Source organism: Steroidobacter sp. (assembly GCF_036402275.1).
In the GTDB taxonomy this organism is placed as follows: Bacteria; Pseudomonadota; Gammaproteobacteria; order Steroidobacterales; family Steroidobacteraceae; genus Steroidobacter.
The window spans coordinates 326,937-351,174 of record NZ_DASWTF010000041.1 but is presented as its reverse complement, the minus strand read 5'-3'; the positions used below and the strand labels follow the sequence as shown (position 1 = coordinate 351,174).

General features: G+C 61.2%; 16 protein-coding genes and 2 pseudogenes. 1 reads left to right on the top strand and 17 read right to left on the bottom strand.

Features of this window, described 5'->3' with window-relative positions; translation table 11 throughout:
- From VGD45_RS34225 to VGD45_RS26640, 13 genes and pseudogenes are all read right to left on the bottom strand, one after another.
- Positions 1-88: pseudogene (locus VGD45_RS34225) on the bottom strand (DUF1153 domain-containing protein); the annotation flags it as partial.
- Between the two features lie 428 nt (positions 89-516).
- Positions 517-1,008: a hypothetical protein gene (locus VGD45_RS26690; protein ID WP_331158428.1), complete on the bottom strand. Its 492-nt coding sequence runs from the start codon at positions 1,006-1,008 to the stop codon at positions 517-519.
- Between the two features lie 42 nt (positions 1,009-1,050).
- The gene (locus VGD45_RS26685; protein WP_331158427.1) at positions 1,051-2,166 is read right to left on the bottom strand and encodes a hypothetical protein; all 1,116 of its coding nucleotides are present in this window, start codon (positions 2,164-2,166) and stop codon (positions 1,051-1,053) included.
- Positions 2,166-3,206 (bottom strand): DUF1611 domain-containing protein, encoded by a 1,041-nt coding sequence (locus VGD45_RS26680; protein ID WP_331158426.1) that lies wholly within the window; start codon positions 3,204-3,206, stop codon positions 2,166-2,168. Before VGD45_RS26680 ends, VGD45_RS26685 begins: the two co-directional genes overlap by 1 nt.
- Before the next feature lie 86 nt (positions 3,207-3,292).
- Entirely contained in the window at positions 3,293-4,300 is a 1,008-nt protein-coding gene (locus VGD45_RS26675) for a dipeptide epimerase (protein ID WP_331158425.1), read from the bottom strand.
- Between the two features lie 181 nt (positions 4,301-4,481).
- Positions 4,482-6,110 (bottom strand): N-acyl-D-amino-acid deacylase family protein, encoded by a 1,629-nt coding sequence (locus VGD45_RS26670; RefSeq protein WP_331158424.1) that lies wholly within the window; start codon positions 6,108-6,110, stop codon positions 4,482-4,484.
- Positions 6,111-6,238: 128 nt separating this feature from the next.
- Entirely contained in the window at positions 6,239-8,065 is a 1,827-nt protein-coding gene (locus VGD45_RS26665) for a M15 family metallopeptidase (protein ID WP_331158423.1), read from the bottom strand.
- 49 nt (positions 8,066-8,114) lie between these two features.
- Positions 8,115-10,844, bottom strand: a complete 2,730-nt coding sequence (locus VGD45_RS26660) for a TonB-dependent receptor plug domain-containing protein (protein WP_331158422.1) — start codon at positions 10,842-10,844, stop codon at positions 8,115-8,117.
- Between the two features lie 113 nt (positions 10,845-10,957).
- Positions 10,958-11,947, bottom strand: a complete 990-nt coding sequence (locus tag VGD45_RS26655) for a LysR substrate-binding domain-containing protein (RefSeq protein WP_331158421.1) — start codon at positions 11,945-11,947, stop codon at positions 10,958-10,960.
- A 32-nt stretch (positions 11,948-11,979) separates the two neighbouring features.
- A pseudogene (locus VGD45_RS34455) lies at positions 11,980-12,126 on the bottom strand (serine hydrolase); the annotation flags it as partial.
- 243 nt (positions 12,127-12,369) lie between these two features.
- On the bottom strand, positions 12,370-14,388 hold the full coding sequence (locus VGD45_RS26650; RefSeq protein WP_331158420.1) for an acyltransferase family protein: 2,019 nt from the start codon (positions 14,386-14,388) through the stop codon (positions 12,370-12,372).
- 411 nt (positions 14,389-14,799) lie between these two features.
- On the bottom strand, positions 14,800-15,897 hold the full coding sequence (locus VGD45_RS26645; protein WP_331158419.1) for a serine hydrolase domain-containing protein: 1,098 nt from the start codon (positions 15,895-15,897) through the stop codon (positions 14,800-14,802).
- Between the two features lie 88 nt (positions 15,898-15,985).
- On the bottom strand, positions 15,986-17,029 hold the full coding sequence (locus VGD45_RS26640) for a purine nucleoside permease (RefSeq protein WP_331158418.1): 1,044 nt from the start codon (positions 17,027-17,029) through the stop codon (positions 15,986-15,988).
- 267 nt (positions 17,030-17,296) lie between these two features.
- Here VGD45_RS26640 and VGD45_RS26635 point away from each other — a divergent pair, with 267 nt between their 5' ends.
- Entirely contained in the window at positions 17,297-18,304 is a 1,008-nt protein-coding gene (locus VGD45_RS26635; protein WP_331158417.1) for an adenosine deaminase, read from the top strand.
- A gap of 18 nt (positions 18,305-18,322) precedes the next feature.
- Here VGD45_RS26635 and VGD45_RS26630 read toward each other — a convergent pair whose 3' ends face one another.
- The 4 genes from VGD45_RS26630 to VGD45_RS26615 all read right to left on the bottom strand — a co-directional run bounded on the left by VGD45_RS26630 (position 18,323) and on the right by VGD45_RS26615 (position 24,233).
- Entirely contained in the window at positions 18,323-19,375 is a 1,053-nt protein-coding gene (locus VGD45_RS26630) for a purine nucleoside permease (RefSeq protein WP_331158416.1), read from the bottom strand.
- 19 nt (positions 19,376-19,394) lie between these two features.
- Positions 19,395-21,824, bottom strand: coding sequence for a TonB-dependent receptor (locus VGD45_RS26625; RefSeq protein WP_331158415.1), 2,430 nt, complete (start codon positions 21,822-21,824; stop codon positions 19,395-19,397).
- Between the two features lie 220 nt (positions 21,825-22,044).
- The gene (locus VGD45_RS26620; protein WP_331158414.1) at positions 22,045-23,499 is read right to left on the bottom strand and encodes an adenosine deaminase family protein; all 1,455 of its coding nucleotides are present in this window, start codon (positions 23,497-23,499) and stop codon (positions 22,045-22,047) included.
- Between the two features lie 50 nt (positions 23,500-23,549).
- Positions 23,550-24,233 carry a TetR/AcrR family transcriptional regulator gene (locus VGD45_RS26615; RefSeq protein WP_331158413.1) on the bottom strand — a complete coding sequence of 228 codons (684 nt, stop codon included), beginning with the start codon at positions 24,231-24,233 and terminating at the stop codon, positions 23,550-23,552.
- Positions 24,234-24,238 lie beyond the last annotated feature (5 nt).

Genomic DNA, 24,238 nt, shown 5'->3' with positions numbered 1-24,238 from the left:
TTGTCTTGCCTTGAATGATCTCCAGTACCAGCGCGCTCTTGCGGCGAGCTGTCCAGCGTTTGATCTCGTCGTCCATCAATGTGCTCAAGTGTCTCTCCAAGTAGATTAACACCTGAGCAGGAATTCAGTGGGTCATTACATTGCTCGGTCCAAAGCTGAAATCTGGCTATTTCCGGCCGTTTTCGGGTCAATTTCCAAGACCGTCATTTCACCGCTATTCCGGGCCATTTCGGGCCATTTTTACTGTCCGGTGTCACCAAAGTGTGGCCAAATGCCTTGGTGACACTGGGAGCTGCGACATGGCCACAATAGTAGCAAGGAAGGGGGCGGACGGTCTCCGCCACACGGCCATCATCCGTCTCAAGAAGGACGGCGATCATCCATCGAGAGGCCCAGACATTCTCCACCCGCGCGGCCGCCAAGGAGTGGGCCCGGCGGAGAGAAGTCGACCAGCAGCCTCTATAAAATAGGTCCTGAAACCCGCCCCACTTCCGCGCTCTTTGGCCACTTCCCAGCTCAGTCAAGCGACGGGAGGCCGTGCGGCGCCGTTTCCAGCACATACCTGGCCAGGGTTCCGACAGCAGAATCAGAGAGCATGAATCCAACTGGCAGTACGCCACCGTTGAGCATGCTATTCAGTTCGGTAACGGCAAACATGGCCTTGCCGAAATCGGCTCGTAGCGCGTGTGCGATAAATCCGCCGTCCCCACTCCCATTCACAGACATTGCAGCAGGATTACGAGAAGCTTTCTGCCACAACGCGCCGAACTCAGAACAGAGAACGGCCGCTCGTACGATCGATGCAAGAACGCAATGGATAGCGTATGGATCGGCCTGCAACTTTTGATAGATCTCTTCATAGACAGCTCTGAGCTCATCCCCACGAGCGATCAGTCGATCCACGAAAACCCTCTCGCCCGGTGCGATTCCGTGCAGCGTATTGTTTCGCTCGCTCTCGATCAGGATCGCCTCGCAGAGGGGCCTGTCAGTCTGTTGGGGGGCACTCATGGTCAGTTTGAGAAATACGAATAGCTCTAGCCATCGCGCAGATCAGCTGGTCATGCTCACGCAGCCTGCCCGCGTTCTTGACAGCCGCCAGAGACCATAGGTCAGTAACGGCAGCACGTACACCACGATCAGCACGTACGACAGCGTGCGATAGCCGCTTGCGATCAGCGCGACGAGGCCGAAGCGGTCGGCGAAGAACATCGCGATGACCAGCAGCACGCCGGCCGTGATGAACCGTGAACGAGCCGACAGGTCGCGATTGAATCGAGCGCGCCACACTTGCGCGATGCGCTGATTCACGGCGTGCACGTTGCCGGTGCCGCTCTCGAGCAAGGCGGCGAAGATCATGAGCTGGAACAAACCATGGAACAGCGGAAAGCCCAATCGCTGCAGCATGTAGTCGGAGGGCAGCGCTTCTGCCGAGATCTCGGGGTAGTACGCCACCATACAAACAAAGAAAAGAATCGCCGGGATCATGGCAAGCGGTCCGCACAGCGCACCGGCAATGACCGCATCGCGATTGTCTCGCAGGTGTCGCAGCACCGGCAGAATCGCGACTGCTCCGACGATGTTGTAACCAGTGTAGGTCACGGCCGCGAAGGCCCAGCCGTCCGTTGGCACATCGAGCGCGAAGTTCGCCGAGATCCGATCGCCAAACTTTCCCAGCGCCAGCACCAGGAATAGCCCATACACGCCATACAGGAAGAATGACACCCATTTGAAGAGCTGCTCGACGGACGCGTTACCGAAGGCCACGAAGAACGCGATACCGAGCATCAGACACAGCGTGCCGGCGAGCGGCGGCCAGCCGAAGAGCGCCGCGCCGAGCGCCCCCGCAGCCGCACCGAACACCGCAAGGATCAGCACGATCAACAAACAATAGGAGATCTCGAAAACGATCCAGCCGCGGCCGAGGAGATTGCGGAAGAAGGTCCGATAGTCCTCGCTGTGCGTCGCCCGAGCGAACAGGAACGTCGCGATACAGGTGACGCTCCAGATCGCACCGGCAAAAATCATCGACATCAACCCGCCGAGCGGACCGCTCGGCAGGAAGAATTCGACCAGCTCGCGGCCGGTCGCATACCCGCCGCCGATGACTACCGCCTTGAAGGCGAAGCCCGGCAGCAGGTAGCGCTGAAACCAGGATGAGGTTTGCATCAGCCGTGCAAGCAACGGTCGAGCAGACGCTCGAACTCTTCGCCGCCACGGATCGGATCGGCGACTGGCATGCCAAGCCGCCTGCTCTCCGAGGCCATCAACTGACGCGCCTCACTGTCCGATAACTTCGATGTGTTCAAGCTGATGCCGCCGCAGCGAATCGCCGGGTTGGTGCGTCGACCGAGCCGCAGGTTCAGATCGATCGTCTCCTCCAGGCTCGGCAGCGGGTAGCCAGACAAGCCCAGCACGTGAGTGCGGCCCGCTTCGTGACAAACCACGATCACATCGGGCTGGCTGCCATGTAACAAACCCAGTGAGACCGCGGCGTACGCTGGATGAAACAACGAGCCCTGCCCTTCGATCACGTCCCAGTGATCAGGCGCCGCATCCGGCGACAACACTTCCGCCGCGCCTGCCTCGAAGTCCGACACGATCGCATCCATCGGCATGCCGCTGCCTGCGATCATGATGCCCGTCTGCCCCGTGGCACGAAAATCAGCACTCACGCCGCGCTTTCTGAGTGCCTTCCAGATCGCAAGCGCGGTGTATTTCTTGCCGAGGGCGCAATCGGTTCCGACCGCCAGCAGTCGCTTGCCACTGCGTTTGCGACCACTGGCGATCGGAATCCCTCGCGGTGGCGTACGCACATCGATCAGTCGCCGCCCGTGACGCTCGGCGGCTGCAACCAACGCTGGCGTGTCGACGAGCCGGGTATGCATGCCCCCCACCAGATCCAGCCCCGCCGCCAGTGCATCCAGTAACGACGGCATCCAGCTGTCGAGAATGCGTCCGCCGACGTTAGCGACGCCGATGATCATCGAGCGTGCCCCCTGGGCGCGCGCCTGCGCCGGCGTGAGCTTGGGCAAGCCGAGCGTGACAGCCTCGGGCGAACAGGCCAGTTCGCCGACGCATTGCTCGCGCGCCCAATCCCGGAGACCAAAAGCAGTCTTGGCGAAGCCCGGCTCCGTAGTATCCCCAAGGAATAACAGATAGGGCTGTGGGAGATCGAGTGTTGTCGCGAGTTCGGCTGTTGAGTTCATGACTTTGTTACTTACATTGAGACTTGTGATCCACGTTCACGCCCACAGTGCGAGACTGCAGGAGGGCCAGATCCATTCGATGCGAATTACTTCACGTCGCCCCAGATGCTGCTCGAGCAATACACCGTGCCATCCTGATACGTAACACTGGGGCGTCGGTCCTCTGCCAGAAAAACGGGCCCATCCAGATCCACGTAGTCGCACAACTGTGCGACTACGAAGGCCGGCGCCATGGCGAGGCTGCTCCCCATCATGTTGCCCACCATGACTTGCAATCCAAGCCGTCGCGCTTCGCTCACGATCGCGAGCGCTTCGGTGAGACCGCCGCATTTGTCGAGCTTGATGTTCACGACTTGAAAACGGCCGACCAGGCCAGGCACGTCGGCCAGTCCCTGCACACTCTCGTCCGCCGCCAGAGGAATGGGACTGTCGAACTCCTCCAACTCGGCCTCCCGGCCGCGCGGCAGCGGCTGCTCGACCAGCTTCACGCCTAACTCCACAAACGTCGGCATGGCCGCGGTCAAGCTCTTCAGCGAGTAGCCTTGGTTCGCGTCCACACCGATCCATACATCTGGCCGCACCTTGCGTACGACGCGTACACGTTCTTTATCCATCTCTACATCGCCATCGAGCTTGAGCTTCAGCGCCTGTGCATTCGGCAATGCTTGCGCTGCACGCATCACCGCGGCCGGCTCATCAGCGCTCAGCGTGAACGTCGTGATCCGTGGCACGACGTGATCGATGCCGCACAGCGCCCACACGTGCCTACCCGAATGTTTCGCTTCAAGATCCCACAGCGCGCAATCCACGGCGTTGCGCGCGCCACCCAAGGGCAACAACTGCCGCAGCTGCTCTCGATCGATGCCACGCTCGATCGCCGAACGATGCGACTCGATCGTGCTGACGATCTGCTCCGGCTTGTCATCGAGGTAATACACGCCTGCGGCCTCGGATCGACCGCACGCCTGCTCACTCTGCAATGTGACCACAGCCACGGGCACATCCGTAAACGTATAGCCGGAAATTCGGAACGGCGATCGCAATTGGAGGCGCTCGATCTCAACCTGCATCTTGAGCGGAATCGTGCTGCTCATGGTCATCTCAGTATTCGACAGTGCGGCTCGTGGTTGGGCGATTCGTTTGCAGCTCGCGGTGCTCATTTCACAATTCATCTTTGCGCCGTCTGCGCGGGCAGCCACGTTTTATAGCGAGCTCACGCGTACGGGCAACGCACGATTTCTATCCGTGATCGATAGAATTTCTGCTACGAATGTCTCATTCGGCGCTTTGCCGTGCGGCAGCGCCGGCCAGGTAACCGCCGCCACGGAGCACGCTGCCCGGCTTCGCGCCGGTGTGACGACCTTGGTCGATGACCAGCTGGCCATTCACTAGCACGTAGTCAATGCCGGTGGGAGACCCCATGGGATTCTCGAAGCTTGCAACGTCATCGAGTCGCTCGTAGTTGAAAATGGTCACGTCGGCTTTCAGGCCTTCGCGAATTGCTCCACGGTCGTACAGGCGCATGCGTGTGGCCGGCCAGGAGGTCATCTTGCGCACGGCATCCTCGAGAGTAAGGACGTGCCGCTTCTTCACGTACTCCGCGATGACACGGACGGCGTTTCCATAAGCGCGCGGATGAGGCAACCCAATAGCATCCATCTCGCCGGGCTTCTCGGCCGCGCCCGCGTCGCTGCCAATGCTCATCCACGGGAATTTGAGCGCCGTCTCGATGTCTGGCTCGCTCATCATGAAATACAGCGCGTAGGCTCGGTTCGGCAGCGCTTCGAGCACGATGTCCCAAGCTACGTCAGCCGGATGCTTGCCCAATTGCTTGCCGATGTCTTCGAGACTTCGGTTGCGAAAGCGGTCATACCGTTCGTTGAACGGATTGGCGAGGAGCACGCCCCGCCAACCTCCGGCGGCCTCTACGAGGTTCGACCAACCCGGCTGCGAACCCGCTGCTACTTCCTTTTTCAAACGCTCGCGAATCTTCGGGTCCTTTAGCCGTTGCACACCTTGTTCGACTCCCTGCTCGAACACCCAGTTGGGCACGGTGATCTCCAGGCCGGTGCCACCGGCCGGGTAGACATACATATCTGCGGCAATGTTGACACCCCGCGCTCGCGCAGCCTCGATCAGTCGGCCCGCTTCGGGCACGAGCTTCCCCCAGCCGGGTGCATAGGCGCCCTTGAAGTGGAAGATCTCTACTTGAATGCCCGACTTCTCGCCGATTTCGATCGACTCGCCAATTGCTTCCAGCAGCTTCGCGCTCTCATCACGCATGTGGCTCGCGTAGATGCCGTCATACTTCGCGGCGACGTGCGCCAACTCGATCAGATCTTCGGTACTCTGAAAGCTGTGAGGCGGATAGATCAGTGCTGTGGCGATGCCCATGGCGCCAGCGCGCATCGCTTCGGCCACATGCGTCTTCATCTTATCCATCTGCGCAGCAGTGGGCTTGCCGGCCACGTCGCCCATCGCTTCTACGCGCGCCTGACCCGCGCCGTAGTACGTGCCAAAGTTGAGCGAGATTCCTTGAGCCTGGAGCTGGGATAGATAGTCGGCAACCTGTGCCGATGGCACCGGCGTGCCGCCCTCCCCAGCAATCGCCGTTGTAACGCCTTGACGTAATTTGTTCTCGGCGAGGCCGTTCTTCAACAGCACCTCGCCGGACTGGTCCATCATGTCGATCCAACCGGGTGAGACATAGTCGTTGGACGCGTCAACCTCGCGGCGGCCTCGTCCCTCCACGCGACCGATCTTGGCGAAACGACCGTCCTTGATGGCGACGTCCGCGCGCACCCAGGGATTACCCTGGCCATCGAGCACTCGGCCGTTGCGGATCACCAGGTCATAGTCGTATGTCGGCTCGTCGGCCCGCACGAGCGCAGCCGATAACAACATAACTGCACCCAACGCCATAATGGCCCGTGCGGGACGGCGGCAACTGGTCGACATTCGATCGCTCATTCTCAATGTTCCTAAACTCAGCAGGCGCGCCCCAGCCTCACGTGTGACTCGGAATCGATGCGCTACTTTTCGAATTTGACAATCTCACCCTCTGCCGGGATCGCCATCGCGCGCGCCTCGGACTTGCCGGGGTCGGCGAGTTGCGCATTGATCTCGTCGCGCCCGACTTCAATGGAGCCCTGAACTTCGAAGGTACGCAGGGCATAAGGAAAGCCCTCGGCGCCCAGCGGCTCGGGTGAATTAGAAACATGGAAGTGCAGGTGCGGCTCGGTGGAGTTGCCGGTGTTTCCGACCAGGCCGATGACCTGGCCACGGCGCACCTTGTCACCTGCTTTGACTCGCAGCGAGCCAGGCTGCAGATGCGCGTAGAACGCATACAGTCCGCCGCCCAAATCGAGCTGGACGAAATTGCCGCCGACATTCGCGAGCGTAATCGGCTGAGCGCGCGAATCGATGCCCGGCACATTATTCGGAATTCCATCCAGCACCGCGGCGACGACTCCGTCCGCCACGGCCAATGCGTCGCGGCCGAAGGCGTAGTAGCTCTCGTTGTCTTTCGGATCGCCGCTGTAGGTCTTGCCATCGTTGCCCACCTGCACCCAATCGATGGCAAAGCGCTGCGCGATGGCGGCGTGTCCCTCGATCGGAATCAACGATCGACGGTGAGCGGATGTGTTGGATGGGCCGTTCGCTGCGACCCAATGGTCCCCACTCAGCGGCGCGCCAATCACTAGAGGATTCTTGGCCACCGCGAGCGCGCGAGTCTGGACGTCGATCGTCTCCGGATAGTCACCCACCTTGACCTTGAAGCGATTGCTCAACTTGGCCGGCGCATCCTGCAAGCGATCGAACGTCACCCAGACGAACACGACATCGGCCTTCTGCGTTCCCAGCACCGTCTTCTCGCTGGCCTGACGCATCATGCGTTCGAGATCGGCCTGACTGAAAGTTGCAAGTACCCGCGACGCGTCGTCGCCATCGACCACTTCGAGCGATAACAGCTGCAGATCCCACTGGCCCAGGTTGGTGATATGGAGCTCATAAGCCAGATGAGCCTTGCCACCGGCGCTGAAAGCCGTCGGCGCGATCGGCACATTCACATTCATCGCGACGGCGAACGGCTTGCTGGCGGGTCCCTTCTGCGTGGCAGACGGGTTGGCGAGCGCCTCAAAAGGAATATTCAGGATCGGATACTGCTGCCAGTCCTTGAAGTCGAAGTGCCACCATTCCGTCTCATAAACCGCGAAGCCCTCTCGCTCCATCGCCGCGCGCAGCAAGTCACGAAGCCGTCGCTGCTCTGGCGTTCCACCCGCGTAGCTCGGATAAGAACGTTCGGACATCTCGTCGTACACGCCTGGCATTTGTACCGCTGCGCCCGTCCTCAGATCGTACAGCGTCAGATCAACCGCGCAGCCGCGGTTGTGACGTGAGCCCTGGGCCGGATCGGCGACGAACTTGCGCCATTGCACCGGCGTCGCTTCCCAAAAAACTTTCGTGACCCACCAGGGACGATAGGCGTCGTGGATCAGCAGGCCGTACCCTTGCTTCATCAAGGCGCGATGCGCGCGCGACAGTGCTTCGGCGGCAGGTCGCTGCAGAACGGCCCGCGGCTGGTCGTACAGCGGCGTGCTCAGGAAGTTGTCCGAGGTGGCGTACCGAATGTCGAGCTTGATGGTTGGATCGAGCGTCGTGAGATCCGCCAGTTCGGCTTCACGAAACGTTCCTTGTTCCTTCGGTGGCTGCGCGGCCATTGCCTCTTCGCGCAGCTCGGCTACCGGCCGCAGCGGCTCGATGCGGAAGATCCCCTGCTCGATACCGGCACCGTGGCAAGCGCTCGCAAACGCGAGTGAAACAAACAACAGCCCACCCAATCTCAGACTCTTGGACATGCGTTCACCAGACGATTACTGCGCAGGTAGCGATCCCGGATCGCTCACATCAGAAGCTCGCACGCAAGCCGAGCGTGAAGTACCGGCCGACGATATCGAAGTACGGCGAGTTCACGGCCGCGAGCGGCGGCTCCTTGTCGAACACGTTCTGAACATTGCCAAAAATGGTCAGACGGGTATCGTCCATTATCGGCAGATAGGCGCGCAGACCCAGATCGACGTAGGTGCGGCTGGCGATGCGATTGTTGCCGATGTCGGCTAGCACGTTCGGTGGCGCATAGCCGCCGCCATCGAGATAGCGGGCGCGAAGGTCGGCGCCGAGCACATCGCTTTCGTAACTGGCCGTCAGCGAGCCGCGCCATTTCGGCACCAGGAATTCGGCTTGCGCACCGAGGTAGCCCGCGCCCTCGATCGTGATGATCCCATTGTCTACCGACAGCGTGTCCACATAGTTTACCAACGCGCGAGCGGTCAGCTGACCGGCGAGGAAAGGCATCTTGTATGAAAGCTCGAGGTCGTAGCCCTTGTTGTTGAACTCCGCGATGTTGATATAGGTCGCGTCGATCTGCGACAGCGTGCCGGATGCGTCGCGTGTGAGCTGAGCGCAGGCGGCCTGAGTGCCCTGCTGATAGCAGCTATTGATGATCTGCTGCGCCGTCAGCGTGCTGATCACGTCCTCGATCTCGATGTCGTAGTAGTCGAGCGACACTTCCAAGCCGGGCAGGAGCGACGGTGAGTACACCGCGCCGACAGTCACGGTATCGGCGATCTCGGGGTCCAGGTTCCGATTGCCGCCAGTGAACAGGATCACCTGATTTTGGGTGGGCGGGGACCGCGAGATGTCCTGGACGTTCGTAAAGAACGTGCTTGGCGCCGAGAACAGCTCTGTCAGGTTAGGTGCGCGAATGTCTCGAGAACGAGTCGCGCGGAACTTGAAATCGTCCACCAGTTGCCAGGTGCCACCGAGCTTCCAGGACCAGATCGAACCGCTGGTGCTGTAGTCGGAGATGCGCGCGGCGCCGTTGAAGTTGAGCGACTCGACCAGGGTCATGTCGGCCAACAGCGGCACGGCGACTTCGACGAAGGCTTCCGTCACGTCGTTACCGGTGCGCGGGAGGTTGACGCCGTTGATGGTAGCGAAGCGCTCGGCGAGCGAGTTCTCGTCGTAGACTTCCTCGACCTCCTGCTTGCGATACTCGACGCCCGTGGCGAACGACACGGGCTGATTCCACAGCTGGAAGGGCTCACCGCTCAAGACAATGCCGGCGGTCTCCAGCCAGGTCGTCTGGACCGGATGCCAGTCCGCAGTGACGTAGTCGATGGCCGCCGGATCGGCGCGGCCGGAGCCGAACAGATTCAACGGACGGCAGGCGGTGCTCGGATTGGTCAGTGCGACTCGGCACACCGGCGCTCCGCCCGGCCCCGCAACCGCGTCAATCGCTTCAAGGAACGGTTCCGTCAGCACCAGGTTATGCAGGGTCGAGTCATGTTCTTGCTTGCCGCGGCCGTAGTAAGCGTTGTACCGCCATTGGCCGTCGGCGAATTCGCCGTCGATGCCGACCGTGGCTTGCAGGGCGTCACGCTCGTATTCAAAAGTCGCGAGCGCGACGTCGGTGACTGCGCGGCCCATTGTGAACGTCGTCTCGCCCGCCGCCTGCACCGCGGAGCGCTGCGCCGGCGTCAGATTCAAGAAGGGGTTGGCATACGACATGGGCAGTTGCGCGATGGCGAGGTCGGGGAAGTAGACGCGCTCGTCGCCCACGTTGTTGTAGTTGACCTCCGCCCACACCTTCATGGAATCGGTCGCTTCGAAGGAAAAGCGGGTCAGAAAATTGGTGCGCTCGATAGGCGCCGTGACCGAGCGGAATTGATCGACGTGATAGCCCTCGCCACCGACGAAGTAACCGGAACTGGGCGTCTCACCGGGATGGAACGGACGCAGGCTGCCGTCGGGATCGAACTGCAGGCCGGCCAGCACGCCGGTGTTGATCAAGCCTCCTTCGGTGCGCGTCGCCTCGCGAACGTTTGCGGTTGGGTAGAGCTTGTTGTCGGGCCCGAGCGTGAAGGCCGTCGCGCCGATCTGCGGCCGGCGGGTGCCCGGAATGATGCCGTCATCTTTCAGATAGTCGGCACCGATCAGGATATGACCGCGACCGTCGAACAGCTTGCTGCCGAAAGAGGCCTCGACCAAAGTCTTGTCTGCGTCGCCATGCGTGGAGCGACCTCGTTGAACGCCGATCTCGGCGCCTTCCTTATCGTCATCGAGAAGGATGTTGACGACACCGGCGACGGCGTCCGAGCCGTAAGCCGCCGAGGCGCCGCCGGTGACGACATCGATGCGCTTGACCAGCGAGTACGGCACGGTCTGCAGATCGTTCGAGCCGATGTAGCGACGGTTGTTGACCAGCACGAGCGTGCGCGAAGTGCCCAAGCCGCGCAGGTCGGCAGGCGTTTGACCCGACTCGGTGGTGGTATTCGTGGTGGCGCCGGACACAGTTGAACGGAACTGGGGCAGATCGGTCAACGTCGCCGCGATATCGGTGCGGCCGGCCTGGCGCAGCTCGGCTTCGCCCAACACCGTGGTGGGTGTAGGTGCGTCGAATCCCGCGGTGCTGATACGCGAGCCGGTGACTACGATCTCGGTAACGCCTTCGGAGGCAGCATCCACGGACCCCGCGGCGGACTGGGCATGAGCGGATCCGCAGGCGATCGCCACTGCGAACGTGATAGCACAGCTGCGGACTTGTGCTAAACGATGAAAGCCGTCGACTACAACCATGACTCTCCCCTTCATGCGTTTTCTGTTTGAGCGGTGCGCGCGCCGAGTTTTTTATAGCGAGCTCCGCGCTATGGGCAATGCACGATTTCTATCTGCAATCGATAGAAATTCTGCTAAGGGTCGATGGCCAACAACGTGAGGGTTTCTTTCTGTGTTCGCGCCAAGCCGCCCGCCAACCATGCGGCGAAGCGCGCGCAACGTGAGTCGGCGGCCTCTTCGGCCCGCGACAGCACTCGGTAATGAGCGCTTGGCACTGGCGGAATATTTCCGCCGAGAACGAGACTGCCCGTCTTGAGCAGGCCGTTGACGATCACCGAGCGCCCCATCGCCATGCCCTGTCCATGGATTGCGGCCTGATACGCGAGAGAAGCGAGATTGAAATGTCGGTCGGTATTGATCGCGAAGTCGCAACTGCTACCGGCGAGCGCCAGCCATTCCTGCCACTCGGCGCGCGGCGGCTCGCCTTCGCGCCATGGATCGTCATCATGCAGGGCAGTGACGAATCGTTCTTCAATCGGTTGGGCGCGCAAGTGGTCGTGATAGGCGCGCGAGCACACCGGGAAGGTCAGCTCCTGCAGCGATGCGAGCTCGATCAGACCGGCCGGGCGCGCGCGATTGTGGGTGATCACCACGTCGACCCCTTCGTTCTTCATCCATTCTGCCGTCGGCCGACTCATCTCGGAGCGCACAGTCAACTCGACGTCAGGGCACTCGCGATAGAACTCCTGCAGGTGTGGCATCAGCCATTCCATCGCAAGCGATGGCGTGCAACTCACAACGATGCTGTCGTGTTGCTGACGCCCCAGGCGCGAAAGAGCGTTGGTCAGCGTCGTGGACACGCCGTTCATTGCTTCGAGCACAATGCTGCCGGCTGAAGTGAGCGCGAGTCTCCCCTTATCGCGCTGGAACAGCCTTTCCTTTAAGCGCGCTTCCAGCCGCAACACTCGCTGGCTGACTGCGCCAGCCGTGACGTTGAGCTGCGCGGCAGCGGCGCTCATGCTGCCGGCGCGCGCAACTGCCCTGTACACCCACAGATCCGAAAGCAGCTGAGCGTCGAGCCGTCGAAGCTCCCGTTCTGTCTTGTTCGGTCTCGTATGTTCCATTTGCTCTGCGTGTTCGATGCGGAATCCCCACGCTAGTGCGTTTCCTTGCGACCGCCATCGACATGCGCGATCACGATCGGACCGGATGGCGTGTAGATGATGCCAACCTCGTTCGTGACCGAACCCGTATCGCCCGTCTTATTGCCGGACGGAACGGAGAGATAGTGCGGAATCTTGTGGGTAACCTGCTGACCTGCTCTGGCGTGAGCCCCCTAGATTTAGGGCGGCCGCCGGCAGTCGCCCCCACCTCTTTACGGCACGAATAGACATGAATGCCCCCGATCGGACCGGCGTCGACGCACGGAGGCATGGTATTGATGATTGCCTAAATAGGCAACTTATTCTCTAATCCGGATAACATTCTCTAGAGCCTCATTGTCCGCCATTGAGGTGGCGGCGGAACGCTGTATGTCTGCCGCCGCTCAATGACCTTGCGCTGACGAGCGCTTGCCGCACGTCGATGCATCCGTGCACCCGGAGAATTTGTGTTCTGCGAGCAGTGCGCGGAACACGGGTACCTGGAGTTTTGCAAAGTCCTCGGTGACGTGATTCGCGTCTTTGTAGACCAGCACGCCAGACTTCACGCCGGGGCAGGTGAGGTCATCGCAAAACTCAGCCGTGAGGTCACCAAATGCGGCGCCCGTCGATGCGGCGACGGCGCTTTCGAGCGCGGTGAGTCTGGAGTCGATCGCGTTTGTTCGCGGAACGTCGCAATCCGATTCCGGTGTGCCGCGCCATCGTGCGCGACCGATGCAGTGGCCGATGTTCTCTCTGGGTAAGGGGCTGTCTCGCAGCAGTAGGACGGGGACCTTGGCTGCTTGCAGTTGCTGCAGAGAACGACGTAGCCCGGCTTCCCATTGCTCATGAGTGACGGCGTATCTACCGCGAGAAGTCCACGGGCCGTGAATGAAGCCATTGGACATTTGCGAAACAATGACCAGATCGGGTTGCAATCGGCGAATCTCTGCGAGCGCGTTAGCTCGCCATCTTGCGCATTCAGGCCAATAGCGCCTCCAGCGAGGGTTGTAATCGACGATATCCGCCACCGAGCACGTGGCCTTGAGAAGCGTGACCAGCCGCCAGCCTTGCTCGGTGGCCAGCTGCGCGAGCGGAGTCGACCATTGATCGGCATGTGAGTCGCCGAACAGCACCACCGTCCTGGGAGAGCCAGTTGCTCCGAAGGTGCAAGTGACGGGCTCGCTGTACTTGAACATGAGCAGGCAGTTTTGTCTGCTGCCACTCGCCAGAGGTTCTTCGTTGATTGACCGGATGAGTGACGCATGTTTGGGCTGCGCCGAGAAAACGCGCACGGCCTGTGCAACACTCAAGGCGATCAGACAGCCGACAAGCATCAGCGTTGCGCCAGTCCCGACCGATCGCAAGCGGTTCGCCGCGAGCCATGGGCTCGATGTAACGGGATGCTCCACCCACCGAACGCTGATCGCGGCGCAGATCAATGTCAGCACGCCGCAGATCGCGATCATCGTTGGCTGGTCGCCGATCTTCAGCACCGTGGCGAACATGATGATGGGCCAGTGCCATAAGTAGATGGAATAGGAGTGCTCGCCCAGCCATTGCAGCCAGGAGAACTTGAGAAATGCAGCCGGCCCGCCGCGTCGGCCACTCACACCACTGATGAGAATAGCGGCAGTCGCCAGCACTGGCACTGGAGCAATCCATCCGGGGAAACGTGCGTCCTCGGTCAATAGCAGAATGGTCGCGCACAGCGCCGCAACTCCCAGCCAACCGAGCGGTACAGCAACTCTGGTGCGCCGAGCCCAGTCCGTCACTGGTCGCAAGGCCGCCAGAGCGCCCACGCCGAACTCCCAGGCGCGGGTGGGTGTCGCGTAGAAGGCCCAGGATTGCTTTCGATAACTCAACCAAAGACACAACGCGAAGGACAGCAACGTCACCGCCGTTATCGCGAGCGTCATGGTCCGTGCTGTTGCTCGCCAGCGCCAAACAAACAACAGCAAGACAGGCCACGCCAGGTACAACTGCCCCGCGGCCGAGAGCGCCCAGGTGTGCAGGAACGGATTGAAGGTACTCTCCGGCGCGAAGTAGTCGGGCAGCAACGTCATGAACCAGAGATTGCTCGCGTACAAGGACGAGGCGAGCGCACCCTTGGCCGCGGATGTTTGCTCGGCAGGAGAAAGAAACACTAGCGCTAGCAGCAGTGTCACGACCGAAACCAGCACGGCAAGCGGCAGCAACCGTCGCGCGCGACGGCCGTAAAAGCGCCACAGATCGATGGACCCGCTTCGTTCGAGTTCCTCGATCAGCAGACCGCCGATCAGGTAACCGGAGATGACGAAAAAGATGTCGACGCCAACAAAGCCACCCGGCAGGCGCTCGACCCCGAAATGAAACAGGACGACCGCGAGGACCGCGAATGCTCGCAACCCTTCGATGTCTTCACGGAACTGCTGTTCCAAGCTCACGGTCCTTGCGGTCACCTGTTCGACATCGCGAACGTGGCTGCATGTAGTTATCCTGGAGGATGCGCGCGGATGATGAGGGCTCGCCGCCCGGATGTCTACGCGGTGTTCTCCAGCGGCTGACATGACTTGATTGGTGCAGATCAAAGTCATGGTTGGAAATGTTGGCGAGCATTTTCTAAGGCCCATCTAATCGGCGGCTCCCGATCTGGTGCCCGAAGCCCTTCGCGGTGAGCGGCTGTGATTGCGCTCGACGGTCAACGGACGGGCGGCATATCTCTCTTGCGCGGCGGCCGCATTTGACGAACGAATCTCGACACCTGATCGGCAAGCGGATGCGGCGGCGTGCCGGCCGGCATGCAGGGGATGAGTGGCTGGGTCGTGAGCCTGTAAAATCCCTCACCGCGTTCGGCTTCAGTCAGAACCGGCAAAGTATCTCCGTGCGACGCCCTCGACGAGCGACTCGGGCCGCGAACCTTGTGTGTTGGTCAGAACAATGACTGCGACGTCGTCCTTCGGGTAAACAAAGAACGACGCGCGCATGCCGCCCGTACCTCCGGCGAATGGATGCGGTTCTTCCAGCCCCAAGACCCAGCCGAGGCCATACCCTCGCCAGAGCGACGGCGTCGGCGGTCGCTGGAAAATCGAACCGTCGACGAGAGTGGTCGGAGCCCAAATTGCCTTCAAGCTTGCTTCGGAAATCAGCTTCCCGCTCAACAGCGCCGTGAGCCAGTCGGCGAAATCGGAAATAGAAATGTTCAGTCCGCCGCCTGGGTAGGTCATCGCAGGCATTTCAGCATTGAGCACTTCCGCGTGGTCGAGAGGAACAGGGCGTGGGCCGCCATAACGGAACGGCGTGTAGGTTGTCGCGCGCTCAGTGACGATGGTTCGTGCGTCACCGAATACGGGCGTCCGCAGCCTGAGGGGTGCGAACAGGCGCTGTGCACAGAACTCCTCGTATGGCATCCCACTCACGCGCTCGATGAGCATCCCGAGGAGCACATAATTGGTCTGGTTGTAACGGTAGTTGCTGCCCGGCGAAAAATCGGCGGATCGTTTGGCGAGAACCTTCATCATCTCCGCCGGAGTCTCCGCGATCGCCGATGTGCCGTAGTCGTCGACGGCGATGTCTGGCAAGCCTGACGTGTGACTGAGCAACTGGCGAACAGTAATCCCATGCCACCCCGGAGGCAGACCGCTCAGATATGAGCCGATCGGATCATCCAACCGCAGCTTCCCTGATTCGACGAGCATCATCACGGCCACAGCCGTAAAGCTCTTGCTGATCGAAGCGACGCTGAACGGTGTAGAAGGTCGCACCGGAAGGCTGAACTCCTTGCTGGCCTGCCCGTAGATTCCGATCTTCCTGACCTTGCCACCTTGAATGACTGCGACGGCCATTCCGATAATGTGCCGCTCTGCCATCTCGTGGCGAAGGTAATCGTCAATGGCCTTGTCACTCGTGTCCGCAGATGCGGCCCCGATTCCGCCCGCGAAGACGAAAGTAGCCATCACGCTAGCCAGGAATGCCACCGAGCGGCTCGATCCGAAAAATATGCTCCGCGATCGCACTTGCCCTCCTCTGATTGGTAAGGACGCGCTATGGCGCCGACGGCACTTTGCTGCTGACCGTGGGCCATTCATTCAACAAGTACTGCACGACGCGATTGCCGACCTGATAGGCCGCCTCGATGGCGGGCCGACCTTGCTCGGGATACGGCGCCGTGGTGCTCCAGGCAGCACTCTGCCCTGGGGGCGGCATGGTGTAGTTGCTGGCCGTGCGCAGCACCAGAACACGCTGCAGGTCTACGAGCCCGGTGCGCGACAGGCGCCGCAACGCCGTCAGCGTGCCGCTGTCCTCCATGTTGGTCATCATGAAATTCCGCGCGGCGCCGGACTGCAGCCGGACCCAATCGTTGGCCCAGCGATTCAGCTGCTCGCCATGCCAGTAGGTGCTCGATGACAGACTCTCGCCCATCGTCACGAACGGCGGTCGCGTGGCGTTGACGTAGCCTTGGAACTGTTTGCGGAAGTCGGCGATCCCGGCGCTGTCCGGCACGGGATGATCCTTGGTGAGCGCATAGGCCCAGCGCGCCAGCGACTCATTCAGTGGAAAGTCGATGGTGTCCACGGTCCAGCCCTCCGCTTTGTCGTTGGGTTTCTTCGCGCCCAACGGCAACAGCCCGTACGGCCATTCGTTTGGAATCTCCCGCGCGTCGATTTCATACAGCAGATCGCCATCGACCACGCTGCGCGACCACGCCGCCGTCGCCAAAGAAACATCCAGCGGGTCGCCGCCGGCGATGCCGGCGACCAGCCAGTAGGCCTTGCTGAGATCGAAGCGCACATCCAGGCCCAACGCCATGATGGAAGTCGCCGCATTGGTAACACCACCGCCGGTGCAGATTGCCAGCAAACCGCGATCGTTCAGCCGCAGCTCGTACTCGCCCATGGGAAAGGGATAAACCTTATCGAGCTTCTCGCGCTCCACCCACAGCTGCAGTTCGCCGGGCTGATCGCCGGTGATCGCCCCGATCTCGTACATCGCGACCACCACGACCTTCACGGGAATTCGCTCGGCCGCGTGCGCCGAGGCCGCCAGCAGCGCGAACAGCGCCCAATACCAGGAACGGATAGAAAGCATGCGATACCCCGTTTGTTAGTTGTGATCAGGCGCCGGTGTGCCGGAGCCAGAGCTTCAGTGCAAATTGTCGGCCAGCGTCGGGCAGTTGCATCGGCGTGTGGCGCGGACCGGCTGCGTCCCAGCTTGGGGCAATGGCGCCGAAGGCGCGCACCGCCAGCGATCGGCAGACAAGATCATTGGCAAACGATTCGGCCCTGCGCCACGCCCGCGGCCTGGCCTCCTAATTGCACCGGCTTCAATGGCTGCTACAACGACACGAGGTGCGCCATGAAAGCTTTTATCGAGAACCTGCCCAAAGCCGAGTTGCACGTCCACCTCGAAGGGACGCTCGAGCCGGAGCTGAGCTTCGCCCTCGCCAGGAAGAACGGCGTGGCGTTGGAGTATGAAACGCCCGAAGCCCTGCTGGCGGCCTACGACTTTCACGACCTGCCCTCGTTTCTGGCCATTTACTACAAGGCCATGAACGTGCTCCGGCACGAGCAAGATTTCTTCGAGCTCACCTGGCAATACCTGCAGAAGGCGCATCAACAGAAAATCGTGTACGCGGAGATGTTCTTCGATCCGCAGGCCCACACCAGTCGCGGCGTGCCTTTCGACACGGTGATTCGGGGCATCCACCGCGCGCAGGAACGAGCCGCCAGCGAGCTCGGCGTGCAGACGAAACTGATCATGTGCTTCCTGCGTGACCTGAGCGCCGAGTCGGCGCTGCAGACCCTGCGACAGGCCTTGCCGTATCAGGACTGGATCGTCGGCGTCGGGCTGGACTCCGATGAGAAAGACAATCCGCCAGTGAAATTCGCCGAGGCCTTCAGTCGCGCCCGCGACGCCGGCCTCCGCCTGACCATGCATTGTGACGTGAACCAGCAGAACACGCTGCTGCACATCCGCCAGTGCCTGGAAACTATTGGCGTCGATCGCATCGACCACGGGGTCAACTCGCTCGAAGATCCGGCACTGTGCGACATCATTCGCGAGCGTAGCCTCGGCCTGACCGTCTGTCCGGTTTCCAACCGTTTCGTGGTCCAGAGTCTCACTGCAGCCGAGATTCGACGCATGCTCGATCTGGGCCTGCGCGCCACGATCAATTCTGACGATCCTGCGTACTTCCGCGCGTACCTCAACGAGAACCTGCTGGCGCTTCATCAGGATGGCGGCCTGACGCGTCATGAGATCGTGCAGCTCGTGAAAAACAGCTTCCTGGTCGCCTGGCTCGACGATGAGAGTCGCGCGGAGTATCTCCTGCAGGTGGATGAATATCTGCAGCGGGCGGCGTGAGCTTTCACAGCCGCAGTATCATTCGCCGCCCCCGGGAACGAAGTCGCGATACTTGGACCAGTTGCCCGCGATCTCATCGACAACGGCAGCACCGACCACGTACGCCGCCTCCACCGAGGCCTGCAGGCCCGCGTATCCTTCGTTCTCCTTGAGCAAATGCTCGGCGGCGCTCATCCCCGGCGGCGGCATGGTGTAGTTGCTCGCGGTCCGCAGCACCATCGCGCGGGTCTTGTCGACCTTGCCGGTAGGATGCAGATACGTCAGCGCTTGGAAGCTGCCCGTATCCTCCATGGCGGAGGTGACAAAATTACCCTTGCGGTCGGTCCAGTAGCTCACCCACCGATCCGCCCAGTCGTTCAGCAGCTTGCCGTGCCAGAAAGTCATGCCGGCCAGATTGTCGCCCTTCAACACGAACGGCGGCCGCTGCGCGTTGGGATACCCTTTGAATGCCGCGCGCGTTTTCTGCAACTCCGGCGTGTCCGCAAGCTGGATCGCCCGCGTGCGCTGATACGCCCACTGCGTGAGCTGCGGATTGAGACGGAACATCTCGCCGGTCGGCGCCGGCTTGTTTGGGTCGTATGGCTTACGCGTGGAGCGAGCGAAGTAGCCGGTCGGCCAATCGGCGGGAATCTCACGCGCGTCGATCTCGTGCGCAAGATCGCCGTCCACCAGATACTCAGCCCACGCGGCGGAGCCGATCGACGCATCGGCGGGATCGACTCCGGCGATGCCGGCGATCAACCAATAGCTCTTGGAAAGATCGAATCGCGGATCGAGCCCGAGCGCCATCACGGCTGTCGCCGAGTTCGCCGTGCCAATCCCCGTGACCATGCCGAGCACGCCGGTGGCGCGATTCAAGTACAGATCGTGATGGTGCGCGAACGGCAGCCGTTCATCGAGTTTCTGCCGCTCGCGCCACAGCTGAAATTCGCCGGCGGCATCGCCCATGTCAGCGCCGATCTCGAACATGGTGACGACGACGACCTTCACCTCGATGGGTGGCGGCGTGGCGGCCGAGGCGCTCAGGCTGGCGGCGATCGCCGCCACTGCGACCCAGATGTTTCTCAACATGCGCAATTTCATCCCGCGACTAGAATTTATACGACGCCGACACCAGGACACTGCGTGGCAATTCCGGCAGCACCACCGACGAACCGAACAAGTCCGGGAAATTGGAGCGGAAGTACCTTTCGTCGGTGAGATTCTTGCCCTGCAATCCCAGTTTCCAGTGCTGGTTCTCGTAGTACACGCTGGCATTCAGCAAGGTGTACGAAGGCAGTTTCACCGTCTTGGAGAACCCCGACCAGACCGAGGCGACATGGGTCGCACCCAGTGTGCCCGTAAAGCCCGATAACATGCCGCCAAAGCTGAACATGCCGTACAGGCTGAACATCTCATCCGGAATACCTGCCTTGCGCGACGCCTCCCTGCCATCGACCATCACGAGCGACGGCAATACGCCGCCCAGGAACAGCGTCGGATCGACGCCCGGCACATCAGCGGCGCCCGCGAAGCTGAACTGCGTGCCGGCGTCCTCGGCGCCCAGGTTGTAAACCTTCAAACCCGTATACGCGCCCGTCAGCGTGACGAACGGATTCACCACCCAGCGCGCCTCGAACTCGTAGCCCTTTGCTTCCGTGGTGTTGTTCGTCACCGTGTCCTGCGCGTTGTAGTCCACGCGTTCCTGCTCGAAGTAGTCGATCGCGACGTAGAGGCGGTTGTCGAGCATCTGCGACTTGATACCGAACTCCTTCAACTTCGAATCCGCCACCGCATTGCCTTCGGCCAACGTCGGTTTCGGAATCTGACCGCCCTGGCCGAGAATCAACGTCGACTGTTCCGCATACGTGACATACGGCCGCAATCCCAGCGGCAGCTCGTACGACAGACTGCCGGAGAACGACGTCGCGCTCTCGGTGTCATCCGCGCTGGTGCCAGGATCGTCGAACGGATTGTCCGGATCGTCGATCGAGTCCAGCTCCTGCGTGGACTCCATATCCAGGTAGTCGTAGCGCACGCCGCCGATGAAATTGAGTTTCTCGAAAAAAGTGACATCGGCCATCATCGCCAACGCGTAGTCGGTATAGCTGCCGGTGGTGTGCGCGCTGTAGATCTCCTGGCCGCGCGTCGCCATGGTGCGGCGATCGACCGGCGAGCCCGGCTGGGTCAGGTCGCGGCGATCGAAATATTCGTAAGCGAAGTTGTCGCCGTGCTCGAAATCCTGATGCCGGATCGACGGGCTCACCTGCAGGCCCGCCTTCACCGGGCCCGTGGCGGGCAGGTCGAACGAGAAGATCAGCTGATCTTCGACCACCCAGGTATCGGCGAACTGCGAGAAGCCGTAGATATTCTCGTTGTTGTTGTCGAGCGATTCGAAGAAGGTCTTGTTGGTGACTTTCATGATGCCACCGCCGTCGTAAATGTAGTCGAAGTACAAGGTCAGCACCTCGTCCTCCAGCGTGTCGTCCTCCTGCACCAGCACCTGGTTGCCATTGAGCCTGGCGGTGCCCGGATTCACCAGCGCCATGTTGGGCCGCGTGTCGCGCAGGTCCGCGCTGATCTCCGCCGGATCCGAGATCGTCGGGCCGAAGATGAAATAGGAAATATTGCCGGCCTCGGATTCCACATCCGACAGCAGCCCGTCGCCGTTCGTGTCGAGCGACGCCGGGCTGCCGGTGATGTACGTGCCATTGTCGACCAGGTCCTGGGTCAGGCGGTTCCAACCGGCCACCTGGTTACCGCGAAAATCGTGATACATGCCGCCGAACTCCAGCCGCACGTTGTCGCTGACGCTTACGTCGAACGACGCCTGGTAGATGCTTTGATCGGTCGTGGTGTTGTCGTAGTAGCTGCCGGAGTTTTCGAACTCCGTGTACAGGTAGTAGCCCATGGGCTTGCCGAACAGCTCGCCCGGCCCGCCCACTTCGGCGTGAACGATCTTCTTGTCCCAGCTGCCCGAGGTCACACCGAACTCGCCCTGCGCCTCGTTCAGATAACTGCCCGAAGTGGCGCGCGCCGACTTGGGCACGAAATTCAAGTAGCCACCGATCTTCGACGGCCCGTAGATGGGCGACGCCGGACCACGGACTACGTCGATGCGATCGCTCGCGCCGATGGGCGTCGGGTAGTTGCCCGGGTTATCGATACGTTTGACGCCGCGGAAGTAGTTCTCGCCGGGCGTGCCGCGCACGTCGAGCGAACCGGCGACGCCGAAGAACGATTGCGTGAACGAGCCTGGCGTCAAAGCCACCAGATCGTCGATCTCCGTGATCATCACTTTGTTCAGCATTTCATTGCTGATCGTGGTGATGGAGCGAGGCGTCTCCACGGCGCTCTTGCCAAACCCGAACACCGATTCGAGCGGCTCGGTAGGAATCACATTGATGCGATCGCCTTCGACCACCACCGTGTCCAATGTCGCTCCGTCCTCGGCGCGCGCCGGCGATGTGCTCACCGCTGCGGCGGCCAACGATAGCGAACAGACCGCGCGGACACTTCGAGACAGCAAAGAACGCTTCATTGATATTGTTCCCCGTGTAGTAAGACGTGGTCCGGCCAGGACCGATCGTCATTGCTAAAGCAGGTTTGAGGCCAAAATGCTGTCCGACTGGTCAATTTTTTGGAGCGAGCGAGAAATCCTCCAGCAAATCAGCGATATAAATTTCTAGCGTGTGCGGATTCAAGACGCGCTCGCGGGCCGACTCAGGTCGCCGCGCGCACATCTATTGGGAAAATAGATATCACTGCCGCACCAGCGCAGAGCGCTGCTGCAAACAAAGTTCGTATTGTTTGCACAAGAATGAGTAGCTCACCGGCCGCACGTGCCCGAGCGCGTCCCAACCTTTGCTCCGAAACTGCTGCGCGAACGCCTGCACGCGCTGCTCGTAAGCCGACAGCAGCTTTTGTTTGTTCGGCTCGTCCAGGAAGGAATAGCGCAGCGAATTGCGTCCCAGCTGCACCAGTTCCTCCCACGACAGGTTGAACTGCCGGACCGCGACGAAATATTCATCGGTCAGGTTGGAATCCCACATGCCGCGGTCGTCGGTGGACAGCGCCACCGGAATGCCCAGCCGCAGGTACTCCGGAAACGGATGCTGGGTGTAGTCGCTCACGTACTCCAGCAGCAGGTTGCTGATCAGGTTGATCTCGACCATGTAAGGGCCGTTGCGCATCAACAGCATGGTATCGGCGTCGGTGATCAGGTTGACGCCATGGCCGATGCGCTTCGCGCCCAGCAGCAGCGTGTCGCGGATGTGAAAGTTGGGCTCGTCCACTTCGCCGGCATGGATGGACAGATTGATATCGGGATACTGGTGGCGCAGCTGCCTGAGCACCGGCAGAAAGCGCAGGGGGTAACCCTTATCGTTGTCCTCCCGCCCGACCATGTTGATGCCCACGTACAGATCGCGGTACTTGTCGTTGAGCGCGTAGAGCTCGCGCAGCCGATCTTCGGCGTTCGGAGCGAAACGCAGCAGCGAGTTCTGCAGGCGCACGGTTACGCCGGTGGCGACGGCGTCGCTGGCGGCCAGTCGCTGACGAAAGATGTCGGCAACTTCATCGGTCGAGAACGGGGCGCCATCGGCCCTGAGGTAGCCGTCGATGGGCACCTGGGTCTCCAGGTACACCATGCCTTCTCTGCCGAACGCCTCCATGTTTCTATACAGGATGTCGGCGATCACATGAGGGTTGTCGAGAATCTCGCCGATGCGGGTCCAGTGCGCCTGGAAGAACTCGTCCCGACCTTCGAACTTCTGATCCAGCCGCATGCTGTTCAGCCAGCCGTTACGCTCCCGCGCGTCGAGGTCCTGCAGACGCTTGTACTCGCCCTTCTCGCAGTCGCCGAGCTTTTTGTAGCTGGTCTCGCGCAGGTTCATGAACAACAGCAGATACGGGCGCGGCCCGAACTCGTTGGTGCCGTACTCGAGACAGTTGTTGATGCGCACCTTGGTGTAGTAGGTGTAGCCGCGCCGCTGCTGAGCCAGCGCGGATTCCCACAGCCATTCGGAGAGGATGGAACCTTCCAGATGGTTGTGCAGGTCGCCGCCCTTGGGCAGTGCATAGAGAAAAGTGTAGAGCTGCTCGGGCGAGGCGCTCTTCTTCACATCCTCGAACCAGCGCTCGGCCGCGAAAACTTGGTGCGACAAGCACATCAGCAGCGGAGCCAGGACCGCGGCGGCGGCAAAGCGGAACCACATAGCTACAGTATCCTCGGTCGTTGTTTCAAATCTGGCCAGAGAAGGCTCATTCAAGCCTCTCGCGCGACAGTGCCGGCAACTGGCCGCGGCACGTCGACTCCAATCCCTCGCAAGACAACCTGCGTCAGCGTCCGCGTCGCGGCCTCATAGTCCTGTTCCGTGAGCGACTCTTTGCCGAGCGACGCGTTGATCTGGCACGCGAAATCGGCGTAATGCTGAGTCGAGCTCCACAGCAGGAATATCAAATGCGCCGGATCGATCGGGACGATCTTCCCCTGCTCTGCCCACGCGCGGAACACTTCGGTCCGGCCCCGGAACCACTCGCGATACTCATCGTTGAAGTAGCCCTCGAGATTCGGCGCTCCGTTGATCATCTCGATCGCGAAAATCCGCGACGCCAGCGGGTATTCACGCGAGAAGCGCATCTTCGCCGCGATGTACGCGGGCAGCACCGCCGCCGGATCATCGTCGGCGTGCAGCTCGTTGAGCGTGCCGTCCCACAGCTCGATGATGCCGCTCAGCACGGCCGCATACAGCTCCAGCTTGCTGTTGAAGTAGTAATGGACATTCGCTTTGGGCAAGCCCGCGCGTTGCGCGATGCCATTGACCGTCGCGCCCTTGTAACCATGTCGAGCAAACTCCTCCTCGGCGGCCGAGAGGATCAACTGCTCGTTCTTCTGGCGAATCCGCCCGGCGACCTTGCGGCCCCGGTGGGCGTCGATATGAAACAACATGGAGA